We start from the raw sequence: 23,285 nt of genomic DNA, 5'->3' as shown, positions 1-23,285 counted from the left end.
ACCCTACTGTGTGACGACTTTATATAAAGTGCCAGGCTCTAATGCTTGGCCTTCAGACACGCCATTGAGTACGCGAAACAATGTTTGAGCACTGGTAACATCACGCATTTTGGCAGCCATGGTAGCAACACTATCGCCAGCTTCAGCTTTTAAAATACGAATACGCAGCGGTTTTAAATCCGCCTTTTCTGATGCCGATAGCAATCGGAAGGACGAGCGCACCTTACCGGCCAACACCGATAATTCAGGCGAACCTGCCGGTGCAGCTGTCAAAATGCGGTAGACAGCGCCATTGGCTCGCACCACCGTGACATCAAAATCCCAGCGTCCAACAGATGCTTTTGCCGTTGCAGCTTCCAAACCATTGATTGATGCTGCACGCACCGATGAAACGTCCAAACCTTCAACCCAGCCACTGGCAATATATTCGGTCAGGCTTGTCGTTTTGGCGACCTCATCACCATCAAAGCGGATCGCGGCTCCATCGGCCGAGCGTCCGCCCAAAACAGCTTCAGGGCGGTTTTCAATATCAAAGCCTTCTGGAAACTCGAATGTAATGCCAAGCTTCACATGACTATAACGCTGCGCACGCACATAGCCCTCATCGGCATTATCGCCAAACATCATGCCATTGAGACCGCGCATATAGCTTTCGCGGTCCCGCGCGCCCGTGCCGCGCCCACCAAATTTACGCGCATGGCCAACAGCCAACGCAACACGCTGCGGTGTTGAAGGGTGCGTCGATAAAAAATCAATGCCCTTATCGTTCGCGCCAGATGCGCTGCGATAAGCATTAAATGCCGCCATACGTTGCTGAAAAGCGGCCGCTGCATAAGGATCATATCCAGCTTCGCCAATCGCCGAAATGCCAACAGCATCTGCTTCAAGCTCTTGGTTGCGCGAGAATTGTGCAAGGTCAAGTTTGCCGCGCACAAGGGCACGTCGGCCTGCTTCCTTGTCACGCAGAACATCAGAAACGATCCGTTCGGCCAGAACAGCTTCTTTTTCTCGCTCTTGGCGCAATATGCCGTGATTTGAAGTTACGTGTGCCATTTCATGCGCGATAACAGCAGCTAGCTCAGCGCTATCACTCGCCAATGCCAGCAATCCGCGCGACACATAAAGATAACCGCCCGGCAACGCAAAAGCGTTGACCACCGGAGAATCCAAAATCGAAATTTGATAAACTTGGCTTGGGTTGTCAGAGACAGTCACAAGCTTGCCCACAATACCGGCAACCATGCGCTCCAAAGCAACATTGGAATATTCACCGCCATAGGTTTCCAATATGCGTGGATGCTGCAAAGCGCCTAATCGGGCCAATCGGCCTGAGCGCACATTTTCTGCAATGATGGGCGACTTTGATGGTGAAAGCGACGGGTCCGATGCAAGGTCAGCAAAGCTCTGGCATGCGCTGAGCGCAATTGGCGACACTAAAGCCAAAACCCGCAACCATTTTGATGCGGGCATTGGGAACAATCGCTTTTCTAATTTATGCTGAACTAGGACCATATTGAAAATGCGCCGCTTGGCAAAATCCGATTCTATTAATGTGTCATATCCAATAGCGGGATAGATGCCGCTCGCAAAGCAAAAGATTTATCTATCACATCGCTAAACCTGAAATCAGGCAAAACCACGTCAAATTTATCACGTTCTGCGCCCAATTAAATAATCACGCACCGCTTCATTCTGATTTTGCGTTTTAGCAAGCTCACTTGATGGCCCATGATAGACAACACCTTTGGGGCCTAGAAATACAAGATCTTCACTAATATGAAGCGCATCTTCTGGTGAATGCGTCACCATCAGCGTTGTCATAGCATTTTTATTGGCAAGCGTTCCGACAAGATCGAGCATTTCGCGGCGAAGGCCCGGCCCAAGAGAAGCAAAAGCCTCATCCAGCAACAATATTGGCTTATGCCGCACCATGACACGGGCAAGCGCAACACGTTGCCGCTCACCACCTGAAAGCTGGGCGGGTAGCCGTTCTCCATAATTTTCCAAACCAACGCTTTGAAGAGCAATATTGATCTGCTCTTTATCGTCAGCGGACAGTTTAAGCGAAGGCGAAATACCAAGGCCCACATTCTTAAAAACACTCATATGGGCGAAAAGATTATTCTCTTGAAACACCATCGAAAGTGGGCGGTCTCCCGCGGCGCGCTGGGTATTATCTTCTCCCGCGAGCCAAATTTCACCTTTCTGGGGAATTTCAAAACCTGCCAGCAAGGACAACATTGTTGATTTGCCCGAACCACTGGCCCCCATGATTGCGGTGATAACCCCTTGGCGAAATTGTGCATTAAAATGCATGGCAGGCGTGCCAGCATCATAAGCAAATGTGACATCACGCAACGCAACACTGATTTTATCAGTCATCATCACTTTTTATCCTTTAAGGAGACGCTACTGCGATCTGCAAACATCAAAATTGCCAAAGTAAACACGCACAATATAAGCGCCAAACCCGCTGCGTCATTGGTGCGGTAGCTGCCCATACGCTGCAAGATTAAATACGGCAAAGTTTGCACTTTTTCTGATCCAAAAAGCGCAATGACACCCAGATCACCGAGCGATAATGCAAAGGCAAAAGCAAAACCAACAGATAAAGGTTTGATCATTACTGGCAACAAAACCAGACGCCATTTATCAAAACCTTGAATACCAAGCTGCGCGCATAAACGGTCATGGCGCTGCGCTGCAGTTTGCCGCGCAGGCAGCACGAACCGCATCGCAAATGGAAGCGCCATAGCCGCATTAACGCTGACAACCAGATAGGGCGCAGCTTCGTATATGCTCACGAATGGCCGCAATAAAATGAACCATCCAGCGGCGATCACAATCGGCGGCACAACAAGCACCAGCGATGCTGCATGACTATAGGCGCCTTGCATAAAGCCAGCGCGAACAGCTCCCTCGCATAAGGCTAGCGTAACGGCAATACATAGGCACGCCGCAAGAGCGCCCAGCACAAAGCTCGTCATAATAGCTTTTTGAACCGCTGACTGGCCAAACAATTTAATAAGGTCGGCAGCAATGCCTTTTGCAAAGATCGCAACAAATGGCGAAGCCACAAACAGTGCCGCCACACCAAGCACAACCACCGCCAAGATGATTTGGCTTGCCTTATGTTTAATCAGCAAGGGGCGCGTGCGTTCAAGCGTCATGCCAGCATCAATATTGCCGCCAGCGCGGGCAAACATATAGACAGCAAAGGCGGTCAATGCGAGTTGCATGACGGTTAAAACCACAGCGCGCGGAATATCAAAATCAAATGTCAGCGCCTGATAAATGCCAACTTCCAGCGTTGTGGCACGCGGGCCCCCGCCCAGCGTTAGCACCACGGTGAAAGAGGTAACGCACAGCATGAAGACCAACGCCGACGCGTTAAACAATGCAGGGCGCATATAAGGCCAACAAATATGGCGAAGGCGCTGTAGCGGCCCCATATTAAGTTGATGCGACAAGCGTTCATACTCCGCAGGCATGGCATTAAGAGCGCCAAGAATAACACGCGCGACAAGCGGCATATTGAAATACACATGCGCGATTAAAATGCCGGACAGCCCATAGATCGTGCCGATAGGCAATCCTGCTTGTTTGAGTGCCTGCGTGACAAAACCTTGATTTCCATAAAGCGATACGATTGCTAAAACCGCAACGATTTGCGGCAAAACAAGCGGTATCGCAAACAGGCGCAGCAGCAATTCACGGCCATAAAAATGCTTATACTCAAACAGCAAAAACCCGACAGGAATGGCAAACAGTGCCGACAACAAGGTCGATAGTGCAGCCTGCCAAAGTGTAAAGCGAATGATGCGCCAAACAACAGTGTCTGTTGCAATATCAATAACATCAACCTGTGAGCCGCCAAGAACAGCAAAAACAACCAGCGCAATAATGGCGCCTAGCGCCAAACCTGCCAACAGAAAAAGGGCCAGCGGCGGAAGCGCAAGCCCTAATCCTTGATATGGTTTTGTATGTTTCAAACCTTGTTACCGGCTCATAACTTCAAGCCATTCAGCAACCCAGTCTTTACGGTTCAAGGCAACGTCATCTGATGAATAAAGCAGCGCATTGTCTGGCTGAACGAGCTTATCAAAAACCGGATTAAGCGGCTTTGATGTCGCAGCAGCAGGAAGCATCCAGTTGGTTTCAGGGATAATATCTTGGAATTCTGGGCTAACGACGAAGGATAAAAACTCTTTCGCCTTCGGGTTTTCAGCACCTTTTTTCGTCAAGCCTGCCACTTCGATTTGCATGTAATGGCCTTCGGAAAAGGCCGCCGCCTGATATCGATCATTGTCTTCGGCAATCATATGATAGGCCGGCGATGTCGTATAAGACAGAACCATTGGCACTTCGCCATCTGTGAACAGCCCATAAGCTTCTGACCAACCCGGTGTGATCGTCAAAATGCGATCGTTTAATTTGGCATAGGCCTCCGGCGCATCATCGCCATATAATTTCTTAATCCATAACATCAAACCAAGGCCCGGTGTTGATGTGCGCGGATCTTGAATTGCAATCTTGTTGGAAACATCGCCGTTTAAAAGCTCTTCCATGCTAGAAGGCGGCGTATCAATCTTTTGCGTGTCATAAACAATGGCGAAATAACCATAATCATAAGGCACGAAAACATCATCGCTCCAACCGCCAGGAACCGCCGCCGCCTCAATGTCCATACCGTGCGGTGCAAAAAAGCCTTCGGCTTTGGCTTCCGCAATCAGGTTTTGGTCAATACCCAGCACCAAATCCGCATCAGTGTTTCCACCTTCCAGCCGCAATCGGTTGAGCAATGCAACACCATCGGCAGCAGAAACAAATGTTACGTCACAGTCGCACTTTGCCTCAAACGCTTTTTCAACTTGTGGGCCCGGACCCCATTCAGCTGTAAAACTCTCATAGGTATAGATAGTGACGTCCTGCGCCTGCGCTGCTGCAACACTGCTCAGCAAAGTGCCCAATAGGATGGATTTTCTCAAAGCTTCTCTCCTTGTTTTAAACAAGGGACAAACACAACGTTTAAGGGGAATTCCATAACCGTGCGCCTAATCCCTCCGCCGGTGTTAACCGGATCAGGTTCTACGGGTCGGATTACCTCTCAGCCATTATGGCACCCCGTTAGACAAGTTCCGCAATAGCATTTGTATAAAAACGCGGCAAGAGCGCCAAGCTTCGCTATTGCGCTGTAATTTGCCAATGCTTATGACTGGGCAATGTGTAATTCCAGCTCAATTACGATCCTTTTAGGCGGCACCTTACAGGTCGATAACGACCTAAAAGAGCGCGTCAAAAACAGCTATGTCGTGGCTGCCGATAGCGGCATTGCCCACGCAAAACATCTTGGCTTAATGCCAGATATCTGGATCGGCGATTTTGATTCCAGCACTTCTGAATTTTTCGATGAGTATCAATCCGTTGAAAAAGTGCCTCACTCTTCCAATAAGAACCAATCCGATGGCGAACTTGCTCTTGATCTAGCGATTGCCCGCAAACCGCAAACGATCACCATTTGCGGCGCACTTGGCGGCAAACGAACAGACCATGTGCTTTTTATATTATTGGGCGCATTGAAATACGCTCTGGATAATCCAGATATCGCATTTTATCTAACCAGCGGTGCTGAAACGGCTTTTCCGCTGCTTCCAAACCGTGAACTCGCGCTACATTGTGCGCCGGACACGACATTTTCAGTCATCCCCTTTAGTGCGCTAACCGGCCTCACCGTTTCAGGTGTAAAGTGGCCGCTTCAAGATGAGAATATTGCGCTGGGTTCAACCCATACGCTGTCAAACTTGTCAAACGGCAAGACAAGAATTAAGTTGGATGACGGCTATGCTCTTGCCTTAGTTCAAAATAAGCATAGTTTGGGACAGTAGTGGAAGGGAATATCTACAACCTGTCAGAAAAATGAGACATAGTTCTGCTTTTCTGATCAAATTAACTTGGGAGCATATCCATGAAGAAAATTACAGCAACAATCGCAGCACTCGCAATGGCAGGAGCCGTAGCAACAGGTTGCACAGACTCTGATCTACGCGCAGGCGGTGCAGGTGCTATTGTCGGCACTGGTGCAGCCCTTATTGCTGGTGGTAACACTGAAGCAGTATTGCTTTCTGCAGCAGCAGGCGCAGCAGCTGGCGTCGTTATCGGCCGCGTAGCACAAGGCTCAAGCCAGTGCTATTATTCAAACGGCCGTGGCGGTTACTACAAAGCACGCTGCTGATCTAAAAATAATTGAATTTGAAAGCCCGTCTTTTGGCGGGCTTTTTATTGGCCTTGATTTCATCGCTTGAAACCGCCAAAGCCTGATCGAAGAAACGACAAAGGTTATTATGGCAATCTCTCCGCCCCTACTGCGCTTAGAAAATATATCACTGACTTTCGGTGGCAAACCGCTCATCGAAGAGGCAAGTTTTTCCGTGCATACAGGAGACCGAATAGCGCTTATCGGGCGCAATGGCTCCGGCAAATCAACTCTTTTAAAAATCGCCGCAGGTATTACTGATGCAAGCGATGGTGATGTCACATCAGATCGCAACGCCACTGTGCGTTATTTGGCGCAAGCCCCTGATATGGCGGATTATGCAACGGTTGGTGAGTATATCTCAAAAGGCCTTGGCCCTATGGATGATCCACACCGCGCCAGCTATTTAGCGGCCGAGCTTGGGTTGGACGAGACCAGATCGCCCCAAGGGCTTTCCGGCGGCGAAGCGCGGCGCGCAGCGCTTGCGCGCACTTTAGCCCCTTCGCCTGATATTCTGCTTTTAGATGAGCCGACCAACCACCTTGACCTGCCCGTTATTGAATGGCTTGAATCCGAGCTGCAACGCTCAAAATCTGCCATTGTTCTAATTTCACACGATAGGCGTTTTTTACAAAACATTACCCGCAAAACTCTGTGGCTAGACCGCGGACGCTTACGGGAAAACAGCGCCAGCTTTTCACAATTTGAAGATTGGCGCGACAAACTTTTAGAAGAAGAAGAACAAGAGCTTCACAAGCTTGGCCGCAAAATTGTGCGCGAAGAACATTGGGTAACGCACGGCGTCTCAGGTCGCCGCAAACGCAATATGCGCCGTTTAGGTGAATTATCAGAACTCAAGTCAGCTTTCAGAAATCATCAGCGTGCTGAAGGCAATGCCAAGCTAGAAACAAGCGATGTACGCACCAGCGGCAAGCTGGTTATTGAAGCCGATAACATCGCCAAATCCTATGGCAGCCGCACGCTGGTTAAAGACTTCTCATTGCGGGTCCATCGCGGCGATTGTATCGGCCTTGTTGGCCCCAATGGTGCAGGCAAAACAACACTAATCAAAATGTTGATTGGTGAGCTAGAACCCGATAGCGGCAGCGTTCGCCACGGCACCAATCTTGATATCGCAATGCTCGATCAGCGCCGTGATGCGCTCAAGCCGGATGAAACACTCGAAAACTTTCTAACCGATGGACGCGGACAAACGCTCGTCGTAAATGGCGAAGAAAAACATGTATCGTCGTACATGAAAGATTTTCTTTTCAAGCCTGAGCAAGCCCGCACACCGGTCAGAGAGTTGTCGGGCGGTGAAAAAGCACGGTTAATTTTAGCCAAATTGCTCGCACGCTCAAACAATTTGCTGGTTCTCGACGAACCAACCAACGATCTTGATATGGAAACATTGGACCTGCTGCAGGAAATGATTGCCGACTTCAAAGGCACCGTTCTGCTCGTCAGCCACGACCGTGATTTCCTCGATAAAACCGTTAATGCGATTATTGCACCCGATGCAGAAAATACAGGCCGCTGGATCGCTTATGCTGGCGGTTACACCGACATGCAGGCGCAAATTAAAGAAATAAAAGCAGCAAACGCGCCAGCCAAAAAAGACGCCAAATCTGAAAAGTCGGCGCAATCAAAGCCAACGACGGCCAATGCAAAAGGCAAGCTTTCCTATAAACAGAAATACGCGCTGGAAACACTGCCTGCCAAAATGGACGAGATCACGAAAAAAGTGGCTCAGCTTGAAACCAAGATGGCTGACCCTGCCTTTTTCGCCAAAGACGCAGAAGGGTTCAGCAAGGCAGCCAAGGAACTTGAGGCTTTGCAAAACAGCCACACAGCCATGGAAGAAGAGTGGCTGGAACTGGAAATGTTACGCGAAGAACTCGAAGGTTAAAGCGCAACCGGCAGCGCACCAGCAACCTTGCTTTGACGCAAGATAAAGTTGGTTGTTGTCGTGCGCACCACGCCAAGCCGGTTAATGCGCTTCATGATAAAGCGCTCAAGGTCTTCCGGGTCTGTCGCGGCCACTTTGAGCACGAAATCAAACTCGCCCGTGATCGAGGCGCATTCGATAATTTCTTCTGCACCATCAATGAAATTATTAAATAAATCGATGGATGCCTCACTGTGATCCATGAGCGACACATGCACATAAGCCAGCGCATGCAGGCCTAATTTTTTGCCGTCCACAATGGCAGCATAGCGCGTAATATAGCCCTCATCTTCCAGCTTCTTCATCCGCCGCCAACAGGGCGATGGTGATAGTCCCACCGCATCTGAAAGTTCTTGCGTGCTGGCGCGTCCATTTTGTTGCAAGAACTTCAGGATTAGCCTCTCAAAATTATCAAGCATAATTCACCCGCTTTCGCGCATATCAGAAAAAATTTACCCAGATTATGATCTACAGCATCAAAATAGAACATAATTTATTGCAATGCCATGCAATTCTAACCTCAATCATGGGAGGTGAGACATGCCTAAATCAACAAAATATGTTGCTAAAATCGCTGATGCGGAAGGCCGGATAGATTACACGAGTCAAGACGATGCTGTGTGGCGCGATCTTGTTGCCCAGCAAGAGCAAAACATCAAAAAATACTCCGCGAAAGAATATTTGGCAGGTCAAGAAAAGCTAAACCTGCCTAAAGACCGCGTGCCGCAATGTGTTGATGTTTCCAAGCAGCTTCAAGCGCTAACAGGATGGAGCGTGGAGCCCGTTCCAGCGCTGATTGGCTTTTCTCAATTCTTTTCAATGCTCGCCAATCGAACATTTCCCGCAGCGTCATTTATCCGCAGCCGAGAAGACTTTAACTACATCGAAGAGCCCGACATTTTTCATGAAATATATGGCCATACGCCGCTACTTACCGATGAGCGCTTTGCAAAGTTTTCCGAAGCCATTGGTAAAACAGGGCTGCAATGTGACAAGTCCGATTATTCTTGGCTGATACGCCTTTATTGGTTCACCATCGAATTTGGCTTAATCCGCCAAGACGATCAGATCAAAGCATTGGGCTCTGGCCTTGCATCGTCGCCAACAGAATTGATTTATTCTGTCAGCGATGAGACCGCTATTCGCAAGCCCTTCGATGTTATCGACATTTTGCGAACACCGTACCGAATTGATATCCACCAGCCGATCTATTTTGTGCTCGATAATCCCGATCAGCTTTTCCAAGCTGCAGACCGCGATCTCTTAAGTGACATTCGTGAAGCACGCCAACTGGGCCTGCATGAACCCGCATATCCGCTCAAAGAAGCAGTCGCTTAATCGGTAACAAAAAACGGCCCGTATATTAAAGGGCCGTTTTCATAAATAAGCATACGGGCTTTATTAAACGAAAAACTGCGCACCGTTCGCCGAGATGGTCGAACCATTGATAAAGCCTGAATCATCAGAAGCTAGAAACGCAACGCAGCGTGCAATTTCCTCTGGCTCACCCAAGCGGCCAGCTGGAATTTGCGGAATAATCTTGGAATTCAGCACTTCTTCAGGGATGGCACGAACCATCTCTGTGCCGATATAGCCTGGGCAAACCGCATTGGCTGTAATGCCAGCGCGAGCACCTTCTTGCGCCAATGACTTCACGATACCCAGATCACCTGCTTTTGTTGCAGCATAATTGACCTGACCAAATTGTCCTTTTTGACCATTGATCGAAGAAATAACGATAACGCGGCCAAATTTGCGCTCGCGCATACCCGGCCAAACCGGATGAACAGTGTTGAAAACACCGGTCAGATTGGTGTCGATCACTTCTTTCCACTGGTCAGGAGACATTTTATGGAAAGGTGCATCGCGTGTGATGCCAGCATTGGCAACAACGATGTCAATCGGGCCGATTTCGGCCTCAACCTTTTCTATGCCTGCTTTGGATTCCGCATAATCAGCGACATTCCATTTATAGGTTTTAATCCCAGTTTCTTTGGTAAATGCCGCCGCCTTCTCATCATTACCAGCATAAGTTGCCGCAACATTATAACCTTCAGCCTTCAGTGCTTTCGAAATTGCCTCTCCAATTCCGCGGGTGCCACCCGTTACCAGTGCTACTCGTGCCATAGTCTGCTCCTCCAGCGTTATTATCCTCAAAAAAGGCGGCCCGTAAGCCGCCTTACAAATATGAGGTTAGTCACGCTCTACGCAGAGAGCAACACCCATTCCGCCGCCAATGCATAAAGTTGCAAGGCCTTTTTTGGCATCGCGTCGCTGCATTTCAAAAAGCAAAGTGTTGAGAACACGTGCACCAGAAGCACCCACCGGATGTCCAATAGCAATCGCACCGCCATTGACGTTTACGATATCTTCGCTCCAGCCCATGTCCTTATTAACGGCACAAGCCTGCGCCGCAAAAGCTTCATTGGCTTCAACAAGATCAAGATCAGCAACAGTCCAACCCGCTTTTTCAAGCGCTTTGCGTGATGCAGGAATTGGACCCGTACCCATGATTGCAGGATCAACACCAGCTGTTGCCCATGAAACAATACGCGCAAGCGGTTTGATGCCGCGCTTTTCTGCTTCTGCTTGGCTCATCAATACGGTCACCGCAGCGCCGTCATTAATGCCTGATGCGTTCGCAGCTGTTACCGTGCCATCCTTATCAAAGGCAGGGCGTAGCTTGGAAATACCTTCAACCGTCACACCTTCTTTGATGTACTCGTCTTCCTCAACAATTGTTTCGCCCTTGCGGGTTTTCACGGTGAACGGCACGATCTCATCTTTGAACTTGCCAGCATTGCGTGCAGCTTCCGCTTTATTTTGTGACGCAGCAGCAAAAGTATCTTGATCAAGGCGCGAGAGTTGCCATTTCTTAGCAACATTTTCAGCTGTATTACCCATATGGTAGCCGTTGAAAGCATCGGTCAAACCGTCTTTCAACATCGTATCAACCATTTTGAAATCGCCCATTTTCACGCCGCCGCGCAAATGCTGACAATGCGGCGCCATAGACATGCTTTCCTGACCACCGGCCACGATAATGTTTGCGTCGCCTGTTGCGATCTGCTGCATACCAATTGCAACGGCACGAAGACCAGAACCACACAATTGGTTCAAACCCCATGCTGTAGCTTCTTGCGGAATGCCCGCAGCCATAGCCGCGATTCGCGCTGGGTTTTGGCCAGCGCCTGCTGTCAAAATCTGACCCATAATGACTTCGTCAACATCTTTAGGGTCAACGCCGGCACGCTCAAGCGCACCTTTAATGGCCGCTGCGCCCAGTTCATGGGCAGGAACATTGGCAAAAGCACCAAGAAATGATCCGACAGGTGTGCGCGCTGCGCTTGCGATAACGATAGGTTGCATATTTTTCCCTTTCACACTCCATAACAGGCCTGCCGCTTGGCAGTTCTACCGGAGCTATTTTAAGTCCAATCGGCGATGGAACATTATTCTTTCAAGCAAGCTTGATTATCTAAGTCAAACCCCTTTCAGATCAAGTTACACCCTTGCGCCAATGTTTGCGCGTTCTTTTTGAAAATTTGACAATAAGAAAAGACTTGGAAAACTGCCAAATACCGCGTTAGTTTGTCAGTGTTACATTCATGCGCAGCTGATTGTCTTATGTACTGCGTAAAAGGAGGTCTAATGGCCAAGAAAAGCGACGCAACGATCATTAAAAAATATGCCAATAGACGGCTCTATAATACAGGCACAAGTTCCTATGTAACGCTTGAAGACCTAGCAACAATGGTCAAGAACGACGAACAATTTACCGTTCAAGATGCAAAATCAGGCGAAGACATTACCCATTCGGTTTTAACGCAAATCATTTTCGAGCAAGAAGCCAAAACAGGCCAAACCATGTTGCCTGTCTCCGTTTTACGCCAGCTCATCTCGTTTTATGGCGATCAAATGCAAATGGTGGTCCCAAGCTATTTGGAACATTCCATGGCAGCCTTTGCAAACGAACAAGCGCAGATGCGCGAGCAAATTACATCCATGGTCGGCAAGTCACCTATCGATGTGATTGCCTCAAGCCAAGAGATGATGAAAGAACAAACACAGCGCAATATGGAAATTTACCAAAAAGCCATGCGCATGTTTAACCCGTTTATCCCAGGCGGCGATCAGCCGGAAAGCGCGCCCGAAGCAAAAGCTGAAAACAGCGACGACTTAAAGAGCATGAAAGACCAGATTGCAGAAATGCAGCGCAAGCTCGACCAAATGGGCAATTAACAATACCGCTCACTTTGGATAAACAGTTTCGCCAATAAAGCCCGTGACGTAGCTTTCATATTAGCCTTTACCAAGGGCTGATCATTTGCACATAACATATAGATGGGGCCACAATGGCAAAACTGACACTTTCAAACGCAAACAAAATCATCACTGATGCGCTTGCAAAAGGCAAAGAGCTTGGCCTGAAGCCACTCACCGTGGTGGTTCTGGATGCTGGCGGCGCAACCATTGCCATGCAGCGTGAAGACGGCTCATCGCATCTGCGTCCTGAAATCGCAGCAGGCAAAGCCTTTGGCTGTATTGCAACTGGAGTTGGCTCACGCTGGCTGAACGCACAGGCCGAAACCCGCCCGCATTTTCTTGAAGGACTTTCCAATGTTTCTGGCGGCCGCATCGTTGCCGTTCCAGGCGGCGTGTTGGTCAAAACAGAATCAGGTGAAATCATCGGTGCTGTTGGCATTACCGGCGACACATCAGACAATGATGAAGCTGCCGCAGTAGCAGGCATTGAAGGCGCAGGGTTTACACCAGATACAGGCGCTTAAAGCTAGCTATCATTGTGATATAAAAAAGGCATCTACGCGGATGCCTTTTGTTTTTGCGGCTGTAAAAGCGCTTAATTGTAAGACACGTCTCTTCCAGCAGACCTAATCGAAACAGAAAACCCAGCCATAACGTCAATAAGAGCCATCATCATCAACAAGAAGAAAACTGACGTCGATGCACCTGCGACGATTAAAAACTCTACCAAAAACGCAATAAAGACGACAGTTGAAAACAAATGGTCAAGCACCGAGGTGTTTGATGTGCGGGTCGATTTCAAAATTTCAAAGAATAAAAACAGCAAGCCAATGGCCAGCAACATGGCGCCCAAACTCATAGTCCATTGCCCACCAGAAATCAGATTGACCGAGAACACTGTTCCGTTCCAAGGATCAACAGATGCGCCTGTCGCCAGAATAACATTATAGGCGATGAATGGGATGATCATCAGCGGGATTACACTAAACATATATATCGTCTCCTAATGAAATCGATCAAAAATCGTCACAGCGTTCTGCGATCGTTTCCTGAACAGATTTCGTGATACGCATATCAGCAATATCAAAAATTTCTCGCGTCATCAGCGCATTACCACCAAAGTCATAGCAGGCAACAGCTGTAACGCTTTCCATCGTGGAATCGGCGTCTATTTTGTGCGCGATATAGCCATCTTTAATGGCAGAGGACCAGCCCTCAAGACTTTCCACAAACTCCGCCTTCGTCTGCATCGTATCGAGGTCTTTGAGTTCAATGATTGCTTTGTCAGAAAGCAAAGCTGTAATTTCGGTCTGCATCTTAGGCAAATCATTGGCGGGTGATAAAGCTGCATACCACGCATTGACTAGTCCAACGGACATCGCTTTGTTTTCAGCATGTGCAGCAGATGCTACAAAGACAGCCAAACCTACCAAGATTAGTCTATTCATTTTCAACATTTCTCCACCCCATCTTACATGCAACAAAATATCTTCCGCTCATTCTCAGAGCAAGCCATCATCAGGAACGCTTAGGCACAACCGAAGGCCCAATTGCCCGCATTTGCACCATGGATCGCGGCTGCCGCAAACTATGCATATCCTGCTCAAGGGTGAGTTCATCTGCACCCCGCTTAGCCGTGTTGCTCAAAACTTCGAACACCGACTGCGTGGAAATATGCAAAGCATCGCTCGCACTCATGCCAGAAAGATAACGCGCTAAAAGGAGTGCGGCGGTTAGATCGCCTGTGCCGCTTGGCACATTTGTCAGTTTCCGGTGCTCGGCAAGCCAAGCACTATTATCATCGATGAAAAGATTACCAATGCCGCCTTTCAGCAAACCAAATGCAGATGTGATGATAGCACGCGGAATATCTGATTTGCGAACCTGCTCGACAATCGCGTTATTGTCCTCAAATTTAGAATCAGTCAGCCATTCAAATTCAAATCGGTTTGGCGTTATGAGATCGGCCTGCGGAATTAGCGCATCACGGATAGTGCTTGCCGTATCCTCAGGAATATACAGCCCGCCTTCATCGCCAATAACCGGATCGCAAACATAAACCAGATCAGGAACCTTCTTGCGCAAGCTTGCAATGAACTTCCCAATTGATTCGGCCTGTCCAGCAGACCCCAGATAGCCGGTTAAGACAGCGCCAACCTCATCGATAAATTTTGAGTTCAACAAATCATCAAGCAAGGCAGTAAAGTCGGCATCATCAGGCACAATACGCGTTGCCTTGCCATGCCCTGGGTGCCAAGGCAAAGTCACGGTCGACACCGCCCATACAGGAAAGCCAAGAGTTTCTAGCGCGAACACCGCCGCCCGATTGCCAACGGACCCACGAACAACATGGCTGGAAATAACAATAACAGATGGCTTGCGCATAAAATTACTCATGCGGCACCGCGTGAAAGAAAGTTAAGCAGCCAAATCGCTAATGCAATAAAGACAACAATTGATAGCCCTCGCCCAATGCGTTTGCCCCAAACTTCGATCTTATCTTCCTGATCGGCATCAGCGCCCAACAAGTGATCTCGCGTTTTATTGGCCGTGCGCACTAAAGATGAAGTGCCCACAACCTCAGAATTCGTATTGACCGAATTGAGGATACGATCCGATTCACGGCGGCGCTCTTTATCTGAATTCTTGTTAGCCATAGCGATCAACCTCTCAGTCACTTATGCAGTTACTTGTGTGACATATTTTTGAAAACAGACAATGGCAATTTTATACTGCAAGTAAAATATGCTCTGCTATGGTAACGCCAGATTGCCGCTAAGTGCAACGAACGGGAGACTAAAATGGGAAAAACGCTTACCGCATCCGCAAAACGCATTCTGCAAGAAGTCAGCGCTAAATTGAGCGCAATGGAAACGGCTCTTGCTGAACCACTTTTGGGTGCAGCTTATGCTGAAGATCTAGCGATCATCGAAATCGATACGCTAGCAGCAGCAATTAAACTTTCTTCTGAAACTTTAAGCACTCACAAAAAAGGCGAATCAATCGTCGAAGTGCAAAGCATCACGGATGAGTTAGGTAAGTCAGCGACAATTGTTTCGATCATCAATGAGAACATGCCGTTTCTTTTTGATAGCGTCTTGGGCGAAATCAACGAAAGAGCCTCTGATGTTCATATGGTGGTCCATCCCGTTCTGGATGTAAAACACAACGCCAAGGGCTTCGAAATTATCGACAAGTCCCGCCCTGGCCTTGCCCGTGAGAAAACCCTGCGCACCAGTGTCATTGTCGCAATTCTTCCTCAGATGAGCGACGAAGCGCGCGAAACTTTGAAGAACAGCGTTGTCTCAACACTTGTGCAAGTGAAGGCCGCTGTTCGTGACTGGCAACCTATGCAGAGTAAGATGAGCGAAATCGTTCAAGCGCTGACAGAAGGCGTAACCCCTGCACGCAAGAAAGACATTCAACAGGCTGTCGAGTTTTTGTCTTGGCTGCGTGATGATAACTTCACATTCCTTGGCATACGCGAATATAATTATGTCGGCGGCGAAAAAACTGGCAAATTGGTACGCGCCGACCAACCTTCGCTTGGCATTTTGAATAACCCAGATATTCATGTCTTGCGCCGCGGCGATGAAGCCGTAACGACAACACCCGAAATTCGCGCCTTTTTGACCGGTCGCGATGTGTTGATTGTCACAAAAGCCAACTTCAAATCGGTCGTCCACCGCCGTACCTATATGGATTACATCGGCATCAAGAAATACAATGAAAAAGGAAAATTGTCGGGCGAGATTCGCATCGTCGGCTTGTTCACATCCGCAGCCTATACGCGGTCTGTAAAACGTGTTCCTTACATCAAATCTAAAATTGAAACGGTTATCGCGCGTTCTGATTATGAAGCCGATAGTCATTCCGGCAAGGCACTCCTCAATATCCTTGAAGATTATCCCCGTGATGAACTATTTCAGGTCGATGCACCTACGCTATTACGAAATGCTGAGGCAATACTTGCGCTGACCGACCGCCCAAGAGTGCGGGTTTTAAGCCGCATCGACCCATTTGATCGCTTTGTCTCTTCCATCGTCTATGTGCCCCGCGACCGTTACTCTTCTGAAAATCGCGAGAAAATATGTGCGGCCTTGGCCGATGCCTATGACGGCCATGTCTCGGCTTATTATCCAGCCATTCCAGAAGGCATGCTGGCACGCGTCCATGTTATTATTGGTCGCCGCTCCGGCGAAACACCAAAGCCAACACAGGCTTCATTAGAGCGCACCGTCAACAACATCATCCGCACATGGGAAGATGCACTGCGCGAAGAACCGGACCTTGATGCAGCAGCCTTTAATCGCTTCTCATTCAGTGATGTTTACCGCGACACGGTAAGCGCCGCCCAAGCGGTTCGCGACGTTGATTATCTTGAAAAATTGTCAATCGAAAATCCCATTGCAGCAGACTTCCACGCCGTGTCTGATGACACCGAAAACAAGTCTTCAGCAGCCTTGCGCATCTATCATCTTGGAGCACCGGTGCCGCTTTCAGAGCGTGTGCCTATCCTTGAAAATATGGGCTTCCGTGTCATTGATGAACTCAGCTACGAGGTCACGCTCAAACCAACAGAAGCCAATGGCCCCATCTCGGTTTTCTTGCATGAAATGCGCCTTGAAAACGCATCCGGTGAAATCGTGCCAATGGAAGATTGCGGCGCTCTTTACGAAGAGAGCTTTGTCTCTGTTTGGTCAGGTGCCAATGAGAACGACCGTTACAACGGTCTTGTTCTTTCAACAGGCTTCAATGCGCGGCAGGTAACTGCTCTACGCGCTTATGGTCGTTACCTCAAACAAGCAGGCATCGCATTTAGCCAAGATTATTTGGCATCGACGCTCATAAAACACAGCCATATCGCACGCCAACTCTTCGATTTGTTTGACGCTAGATTCAATCCTGATCGTGCGGCCGATCCTGAAGAAGACACAAACGTTACGCAAAAACATATCAAAGCTGCGATCAGCGATAGCCTTTCCGAAGTGCCAAACATTGATGAGGACCGGGTTATTCGGCGCTTCCTCAACCTTATTGAAGCAACATTGCGAACGAGTTATTTTCAACACGATGAAAATGGCCAGCCAAAGCGAAACATTGCTTATAAATTTGATCCACACCAGATCGATGGCATTCCAGCACCAAAGCCTTACCGCGAAATATATGTGTTTGCGCCAGATGTTGAAGGTCTGCATTTACGCTTTGGACCAATCGCACGCGGTGGCCTTCGTTGGTCTGATCGCTCGGAAGATTATCGAACAGAAGTGCTCGGCTTGGTCAAAGCACAGCAAGTTAAAAACGCTGTGATTGTTCCGGTCGGCTCAAAAGGCGCGTTTTATCCAATGCGCTTGCCAAAGAACGGATCACGCGATGAGATTTATGAGGCAGGTCGTTCTGCCTATATGACATTTATTTCGTCGCTATTGTCACTTACAGACAATCTCGACGGCGACACTGTAATTCCACCATTGCGCACCGTGCGCCATGATGGCGATGACCCTTATCTTGTTGTTGCGGCCGATAAGGGAACTGCTTCATTCTCCGATACAGCAAACGGCATTTCTCAAGGCCATGATTTCTGGCTGGATGATGCTTTTGCATCTGGCGGTTCTGCTGGCTATGACCATAAAAAAATGGGCATTACAGCACGCGGTGCATGGGAGGCGGTTAAACGTCACTTCCGCGAAATGGATAAAGACATCCAAGAAGAGCCGTTCACTGTTGCCGGTGTTGGCGACATGTCAGGCGATGTTTTTGGCAATGGCATGCTCTTGTCAAAACAGATCAAACTGATCGCTGCGTTCGATCACCGCGATATCTTTATTGATCCAGATCCAGACCCTGCATCATCGTTCAAGGAACGTGAGCGTATCTTTAATTTGGGCCGCAGCAGCTGGCAGGATTATGATACAAAAAAACTATCCAAAGGCGGCGGCATATTCCCGCGCAGCCAAAAAATCATCACACTGTCTAAGGCGGCAGCTGATGCCATTGGCCTTGATAAAACCAAAGCATCACCAACAGAGATTTTGACAGCCATATTGAAGGCAGAAGTTGAACTCTTCTGGTTCGGCGGCATCGGCACCTATATTCGCGCAAGCCATGAAAGCAATTCAGAAGTTGGCGATAAAGCAAACGATCCTATCCGCGTAGCAGCAAAAGATGTACGTGCAAAAGTCCTTGGCGAAGGCGCAAACCTTGGCGTCACACAGCCAGCGCGTATCGAATACGGCTTGCTGGGTGGGCGCTGTAACTCAGACGCCATCGACAACTCGGCCGGCGTGAACTCTTCTGACGTCGAAGTGAACATCAAAATTGCATTTGCGCCTTCCATGCGTGATGGCAGCTTGCCGCGTGAAAAGCGCAACAAGCTACTGGAATCAATGACCGAGAATGTTGCTGATTTGGTGCTGGAGAATAACTACGAACAAACGCTAACGATTAGCCGAACACATGAACGCGGCGCATCGATGCTTTCCGTTCAAAAACGCCTCATGGAATCGCTGGAAGATCGCGACCTTCTTGACCGCGAAGTTGAAGACCTGCCCAATGATGAAGAACTGGCACAACGCCTGATCGATGGAACGGGCCTTACACGCTCAGAAATCGGCGTTCTTCTGTCTTATGCAAAGATTGTGCTTCTTGATGATCTTGTTGCTTCAGATGTTCCAGATGATCCATATCTTGAAAAATATCTGATGAGTTATTTCCCAAAGAAAATGCAAAAGGATTTTGCAGATAACATCAGAACACACCGCCTGCGGCGTGAGATCATCGGCACAGTTTTGGCCAATGAAGTTGTCAACAAAGGAGGCCCGTCAGTTATTAGCCGCTTTGAAGATGCAACCGGCGTTCTGCCATCGACGATTGTGCGGGCACATGTCATCACCCGCGATGCCTATAATTTACCGCAGTTAAACGCGGCAATTGATGCACTTGATGGCAAGGTGAGCGGCAGTGAACAGCTCTCGCTTTATAAAGACCTGTCAGACTCGCAGCGCACAGCGATTAGCGGTTTCATTAAAACCGTCAATGATGATCTTGCGATTGCAGATCATGTGGCACGGCTTTCCGCCATTCGCGATGTGCTTGAAGGTAAGCTCATGTCTATCATACCGCAATATTTGAACGATTGGGCAAAAGAGCGTCATCAAACATTCAAAGGCTGCGGCCTCAGCGACACACATGCCAAACGCCTTGCTCTTCTGCCGATTTTGACAATGGCACCAGACATGGCTGCAATCATGGATGCAACGAACCGCGATGTACTGGATGTTGCACAGGCTCTCTTTGCTGTCTCCAACACCTTTAAAATTGGCAGGTTGGAGCATCTTGCAAATCTTTTGGAAACGGGAGACTACTTTGATGGGCTAGCCCAGCAACGTGCGCTCGACACAATTCATACAGCACGCAACGCTATTACAATCTCTGCTCTTTCGAACAATACGCTCGAAGCGACAGCAGCTGTTGAAGCTTGGCATGCTGCCAATGAAGTGCGTATATTGCGCGTGCAAGAGCGAATTTCTGACCTAACAGACAAATCAGATTTGACAGTCTCGCGGCTAACAGTAGCAGCGGGCTTATTGACTGATCTTGTCAGCTAACGGATAAAAAATGACCGATACCAATCTGGATGCCTCAGAAAAACCCGCAACGCAAAAAAGAGGCATCTGGGGATGGATGTTTTTTGATTGGGCAGCACAGCCGTTTTTCACAGTTGTCACAACCTTCATTTTTGGGCCTTACTTCGTCTCAAAAATGGCTGCAGACCCAGCGGCAGGACAAGCCGCATGGGGATATGGCATAGCAGCAGGCGGTTTTATCATTGCGATATTATCGCCCATTCTTGGATCTATCGCGGATCAAACCGGCCCACGAAAACCTTGGATTGCTGCCTTTGCTGCGGTAAAAATAGCCATGCTCTTCACCCTGTGGTGGGCAGCACCCGGCTCCAGCCTTGTATGGGTGGTTGCGGCCTTCACATTGGCATCGGTGGCAGCCGAATTTTCAACGGTGTTCAACGATTCAATGATGCCGCGCCTTATCCCGTCCAAAGATGTGGGCAAAGTCTCCAACATTGCGTGGGGGCTGGGATATGCTGGCGGCATGATCGTTTTGATCTTCATCATTCTAGGTCTTGCAGGCGATGATATAACGGGCAAAACGCTTATCGGTATGACGCCGCTATTTGGCATTGATCCAGCACTTGGCGAAGACGCCCGTGCAGCAGGGCCAATCTCCGCGATCTGGTATTTTATCTTCATTTTGCCAATGTTTTTCTTCACGCCCGATTCAGCAAAAACTGCCGGAAAACCGATGGCCCAAGCCGTGCGGCTTGGCCTTAAAGATTTAAAAGCAACGCTTAAAGAAGTGCGTCAAAAGGCTGGCCTCTTGCGCTTTTTGATCGCACGTATGATTTATCAAGACGGTGTAAACGCTTTACTTGCACTGGGCGGCGCTTTTGCTGCTGCAATGTTTCAATGGTCGATTACCGAGATTGGTATCTTCGGCATTATCTTAAACATCGTTGCAATTGCCGGCTGCCTTGTTGCTGGCCGTATGGACAGCCGCTTTGGCTCGAAAGCGATCGTGCAACTGTCAATCATCTGCCTCATCATTGCGACCATCGGCATTGTATCCACCGGGCCAGGCTTCACCCTGTTTGGTTTGCTACAATTTTCTACCGATGATCCAGGCGGCCTATTCGCGACAGCAGCGGAAAAAGCCTATCTTGTATTCGGCCTTTTGATCGGCGTTGCCTTTGGGCCAGTACAAGCATCATCGCGTTCCTATATGGCACGCAGTGTGGAGCCAGAAGATGCAGGGCGTTATTTCGGAATTTATGCGCTTGCAGGACGAGCCACCAGCTTTGCTGCACCGCTTGCTGTTGCCATTGTAACCGACATCACAAATTCGCCGCGCATTGGCATGGCAATGATTATCATCTTTTTGGTGGCCGGAAGTGCAGTCCTTTATAGCACGCCATATCCTGCCAATAAACCGAACTATGTCGCGCGCCGTATGCGCTAAAAAAAAGAAGCGCCCTGAACCTGCAACGCGCAGACAAAGGGCGCTTCAAAAATAAAAGCTTAGTGCCTGAAGTGACGGTTGCCTGTCATGATCATTGCAATATTGTGCTCATCGGCAGCTGCAATAACGTCATCATCACGCATTGAACCGCCCGGCTGAATGACGCAAGTTGCCCCCGCAGAAGCAGCAGCAAGAAGACCATCAGCAAACGGGAAGAACGCATCAGAAGCAACCGCAGAGCCCTTCGTCATTGGCTCATCAATGCCCATTGCTTCGGCCGCATCAACAGCTTTGCGTGCAGCGATACGGCTGGAGTCAACACGGCTCATCTGCCCTGCCCCAATACCAACCGTTGCCCCATCACGCGCATAAACAATGGCGTTGGATTTCACATGTTTGGCAACGCGGAATGCGAAAATAAGGTCTGCCATTTCCTGCGGTGTTGGTTCGCGCTTGGTCACACAGCGCAAATCCATATCATCAACCACAGCTGCATCGCGGTTCTGCTTAAGGTAGCCGCCAGCAATTGTTTTAAGCGTAAACCCAGCCGCTCTTGGGTCGGCCAACATACCTGTTTCGAGCAAGCGGATATTCGGCTTCTTCTCAAAGAGTTTGCGTGCTTCATCTGAAATAGAAGGCGCAATAACAACTTCTGTAAACACACCCAAAATCGCTTCGGCTGATTCAGCATCAAGCGTCTGGTTCAAGGCAACAATACCGCCAAAGGCCGACGTGCGGTCACAGTCAAACGCGCGCGCATAGGCTTGGCTAATGGTATCGCCCGTTGCCACACCGCACGGATTAGCGTGTTTGATAATCGCAACGGCAGGTTTGTCCGTTGCAAACTCGCTAACAAGTTCAAATGCAGCATCCGTATCATTGATATTATTGTAAGAGAGCGCCTTGCCCTGAATAAGTTTGGCTGTCGCAGCACCGGGGCGCTTATCGCCTGTTAGATAAAGCGATGCATTTTGATGCGGGTTCTCGCCATAGCGCATGGATAGCGCCAATGTGCCACCGATCGCATCATGACGGCCAAAACCTTCATCATCGATCGCGCCAACCATCCAGTTTGCAATCATCGCATCATAGCTGGCAGTACGGCGGAACGCACGTAAAGCCAATTGCTTGCGCAAGGCAAGGTTCGTTGCGCCGCCATTTTCGTTCAACGCTGCCAGAACTTCATCATAATCACCAGCGTCCGTTACGATAGCAACATGACCATGGTTTTTCGCAGAGGCGCGCACCATTGCTGGCCCACCAATGTCGATATTTTCAATTGTCGTTGCTTCATCTTCACCGCGTGCGACAACTTCTTCAAATGGGTAAAGATTGACCACAACCAGATCAATGCCAACAATATTGTGCTCTTGCATCGCCGCAACATGCTCAGGGTCGTTGCGTACAGCGAGCAATCCACCATGCACCGATGGATGCAATGTTTTAACGCGCCCGTCCATGATTTCAGGAAAGCCCGTTACTTCACTAATATCAAGAACAGGAAGACCCGCATCAGCAATCGCTTTGCGCGTGCCGCCCGTTGAAACCAATTCAATCCCATGACCGACGAGTGCTTTTGCGAAGTCGACCAACCCAGTTTTGTCGGAGACGGATAGAAGCGCGCGTTTAACCTCAACGCGGTCCGGCGGAGTAATTTTTTTGGAAGCTATTGCCATGATAAATTGCCTGCTTGAAGCGAGAATGGAGAGGATTTACCGCCCCATAGCATTAGCTTGGCATATTGACCATGCCGCCACGTGAATCAGGCAAAAAGCCACAGATTTT

The 23,285-nt window shown here is 49.0% G+C and carries 20 protein-coding genes and 1 riboswitch; of the genes, 8 read left to right on the top strand and 12 right to left on the bottom strand.

Annotated features, from left to right (window positions below; genetic code table 11):
• Positions 1-3: 3 nt before the first annotated feature.
• From C504_RS0115035 to thiB, 4 genes are all read right to left on the bottom strand, one after another.
• Positions 4-1,470: a M48 family metalloprotease gene (locus tag C504_RS0115035; protein ID WP_026317552.1), complete on the bottom strand. Its 1,467-nt coding sequence runs from the start codon at positions 1,468-1,470 to the stop codon at positions 4-6.
• A gap of 180 nt (positions 1,471-1,650) precedes the next feature.
• Complete coding sequence (gene thiQ, locus C504_RS0115030) at positions 1,651-2,382, bottom strand: thiamine ABC transporter ATP-binding protein (protein WP_026317551.1); 732 nt, start codon at positions 2,380-2,382, stop codon at positions 1,651-1,653.
• Between the two features lie 2 nt (positions 2,383-2,384).
• Positions 2,385-3,992, bottom strand: a complete 1,608-nt coding sequence (locus tag C504_RS0115025; protein ID WP_018690191.1) for a thiamine/thiamine pyrophosphate ABC transporter permease ThiP — start codon at positions 3,990-3,992, stop codon at positions 2,385-2,387.
• Between the two features lie 6 nt (positions 3,993-3,998).
• A complete protein-coding gene (gene thiB, locus C504_RS0115020; RefSeq protein WP_026317549.1) occupies positions 3,999-4,988 on the bottom strand; it encodes a thiamine ABC transporter substrate binding subunit in 990 nt (329 codons plus the stop codon).
• 53 nt (positions 4,989-5,041) lie between these two features.
• A riboswitch (TPP riboswitch) is annotated at positions 5,042-5,137 on the bottom strand.
• A gap of 85 nt (positions 5,138-5,222) precedes the next feature.
• On the opposite strand from thiB, the gene C504_RS0115015 reads away from it, so the two are divergent.
• The 3 genes from C504_RS0115015 to C504_RS0115005 all read left to right on the top strand — a co-directional run bounded on the left by C504_RS0115015 (position 5,223) and on the right by C504_RS0115005 (position 8,162).
• Positions 5,223-5,885 (top strand): thiamine diphosphokinase, encoded by a 663-nt coding sequence (locus C504_RS0115015; protein WP_018690189.1) that lies wholly within the window; start codon positions 5,223-5,225, stop codon positions 5,883-5,885.
• An 80-nt stretch (positions 5,886-5,965) separates the two neighbouring features.
• Positions 5,966-6,232: a hypothetical protein gene (locus C504_RS18050; protein WP_018690188.1), complete on the top strand. Its 267-nt coding sequence runs from the start codon at positions 5,966-5,968 to the stop codon at positions 6,230-6,232.
• 115 nt (positions 6,233-6,347) lie between these two features.
• Positions 6,348-8,162, top strand: a complete 1,815-nt coding sequence (locus C504_RS0115005) for an ABC-F family ATP-binding cassette domain-containing protein (RefSeq protein ID WP_026317548.1) — start codon at positions 6,348-6,350, stop codon at positions 8,160-8,162.
• On the opposite strand, the gene C504_RS0115000 is transcribed toward C504_RS0115005, so the two are convergent.
• A complete protein-coding gene (locus C504_RS0115000) occupies positions 8,159-8,620 on the bottom strand; it encodes an Lrp/AsnC family transcriptional regulator (RefSeq protein ID WP_018690186.1) in 462 nt (153 codons plus the stop codon). The genes C504_RS0115005 and C504_RS0115000 overlap by 4 nt on opposite strands.
• A 121-nt stretch (positions 8,621-8,741) precedes the next feature.
• Between C504_RS0115000 and phhA the strand changes: the two genes are divergently transcribed.
• On the top strand, positions 8,742-9,539 hold the full coding sequence (gene phhA, locus C504_RS0114995; protein WP_018690185.1) for a phenylalanine 4-monooxygenase: 798 nt from the start codon (positions 8,742-8,744) through the stop codon (positions 9,537-9,539).
• Between the two features lie 63 nt (positions 9,540-9,602).
• Here phhA and phbB read toward each other — a convergent pair whose 3' ends face one another.
• Together phbB and C504_RS0114985 are read right to left on the bottom strand one after the other, a co-directional pair.
• Positions 9,603-10,328, bottom strand: a complete 726-nt coding sequence (gene phbB / locus C504_RS0114990; protein ID WP_018690184.1) for an acetoacetyl-CoA reductase — start codon at positions 10,326-10,328, stop codon at positions 9,603-9,605.
• Positions 10,329-10,394: 66 nt separating this feature from the next.
• Complete coding sequence (locus C504_RS0114985) at positions 10,395-11,570, bottom strand: acetyl-CoA C-acetyltransferase (protein WP_018690183.1); 1,176 nt, start codon at positions 11,568-11,570, stop codon at positions 10,395-10,397.
• Between the two features lie 282 nt (positions 11,571-11,852).
• Between C504_RS0114985 and phaR the strand changes: the two genes are divergently transcribed.
• Positions 11,853-12,443 carry a polyhydroxyalkanoate synthesis repressor PhaR gene (gene phaR, locus C504_RS0114980; RefSeq protein ID WP_018690182.1) on the top strand — a complete coding sequence of 197 codons (591 nt, stop codon included), beginning with the start codon at positions 11,853-11,855 and terminating at the stop codon, positions 12,441-12,443.
• Positions 12,444-12,556: 113 nt separating this feature from the next.
• The gene (locus tag C504_RS0114975) at positions 12,557-12,991 is read left to right on the top strand and encodes a GlcG/HbpS family heme-binding protein (protein WP_018690181.1); all 435 of its coding nucleotides are present in this window, start codon (positions 12,557-12,559) and stop codon (positions 12,989-12,991) included.
• A gap of 71 nt (positions 12,992-13,062) precedes the next feature.
• Here C504_RS0114975 and C504_RS0114970 read toward each other — a convergent pair whose 3' ends face one another.
• The 4 genes from C504_RS0114970 to C504_RS0114955 form a co-directional block, all read right to left on the bottom strand.
• Positions 13,063-13,458, bottom strand: a complete 396-nt coding sequence (locus C504_RS0114970) for a hypothetical protein (RefSeq protein WP_018690180.1) — start codon at positions 13,456-13,458, stop codon at positions 13,063-13,065.
• Positions 13,459-13,483: 25 nt separating this feature from the next.
• Positions 13,484-13,915, bottom strand: coding sequence for a hypothetical protein (locus C504_RS0114965; protein ID WP_156815973.1), 432 nt, complete (start codon positions 13,913-13,915; stop codon positions 13,484-13,486).
• 70 nt (positions 13,916-13,985) lie between these two features.
• Positions 13,986-14,852 carry a pyridoxal kinase PdxY gene (gene pdxY / locus C504_RS0114960; protein ID WP_018690178.1) on the bottom strand — a complete coding sequence of 289 codons (867 nt, stop codon included), beginning with the start codon at positions 14,850-14,852 and terminating at the stop codon, positions 13,986-13,988.
• An 8-nt stretch (positions 14,853-14,860) separates the two neighbouring features.
• Complete coding sequence (locus tag C504_RS0114955) at positions 14,861-15,124, bottom strand: hypothetical protein (RefSeq protein WP_018690177.1); 264 nt, start codon at positions 15,122-15,124, stop codon at positions 14,861-14,863.
• Positions 15,125-15,268: 144 nt separating this feature from the next.
• Here C504_RS0114955 and C504_RS0114950 point away from each other — a divergent pair, with 144 nt between their 5' ends.
• Positions 15,269-20,074, top strand: coding sequence for an NAD-glutamate dehydrogenase (locus tag C504_RS0114950; RefSeq protein WP_018690176.1), 4,806 nt, complete (start codon positions 15,269-15,271; stop codon positions 20,072-20,074).
• Positions 20,075-20,084: 10 nt separating this feature from the next.
• Positions 20,085-21,500, top strand: coding sequence for an MFS transporter (locus C504_RS0114945; protein WP_018690175.1), 1,416 nt, complete (start codon positions 20,085-20,087; stop codon positions 21,498-21,500).
• Between the two features lie 59 nt (positions 21,501-21,559).
• Here C504_RS0114945 and purH read toward each other — a convergent pair whose 3' ends face one another.
• Positions 21,560-23,176, bottom strand: a complete 1,617-nt coding sequence (purH, locus tag C504_RS0114940) for a bifunctional phosphoribosylaminoimidazolecarboxamide formyltransferase/IMP cyclohydrolase (protein WP_018690174.1) — start codon at positions 23,174-23,176, stop codon at positions 21,560-21,562.
• Positions 23,177-23,285: the final 109 nt, after the last annotated feature.

Origin of the sequence: Ahrensia kielensis DSM 5890, assembly GCF_000374465.1 — a bacterium.
Lineage (GTDB): Bacteria > Pseudomonadota > Alphaproteobacteria > Rhizobiales > Rhizobiaceae > Ahrensia > Ahrensia kielensis.
Note: the sequence above shows the minus strand (reverse complement) of the source record. Positions and strands in the feature narration are given on the sequence as shown.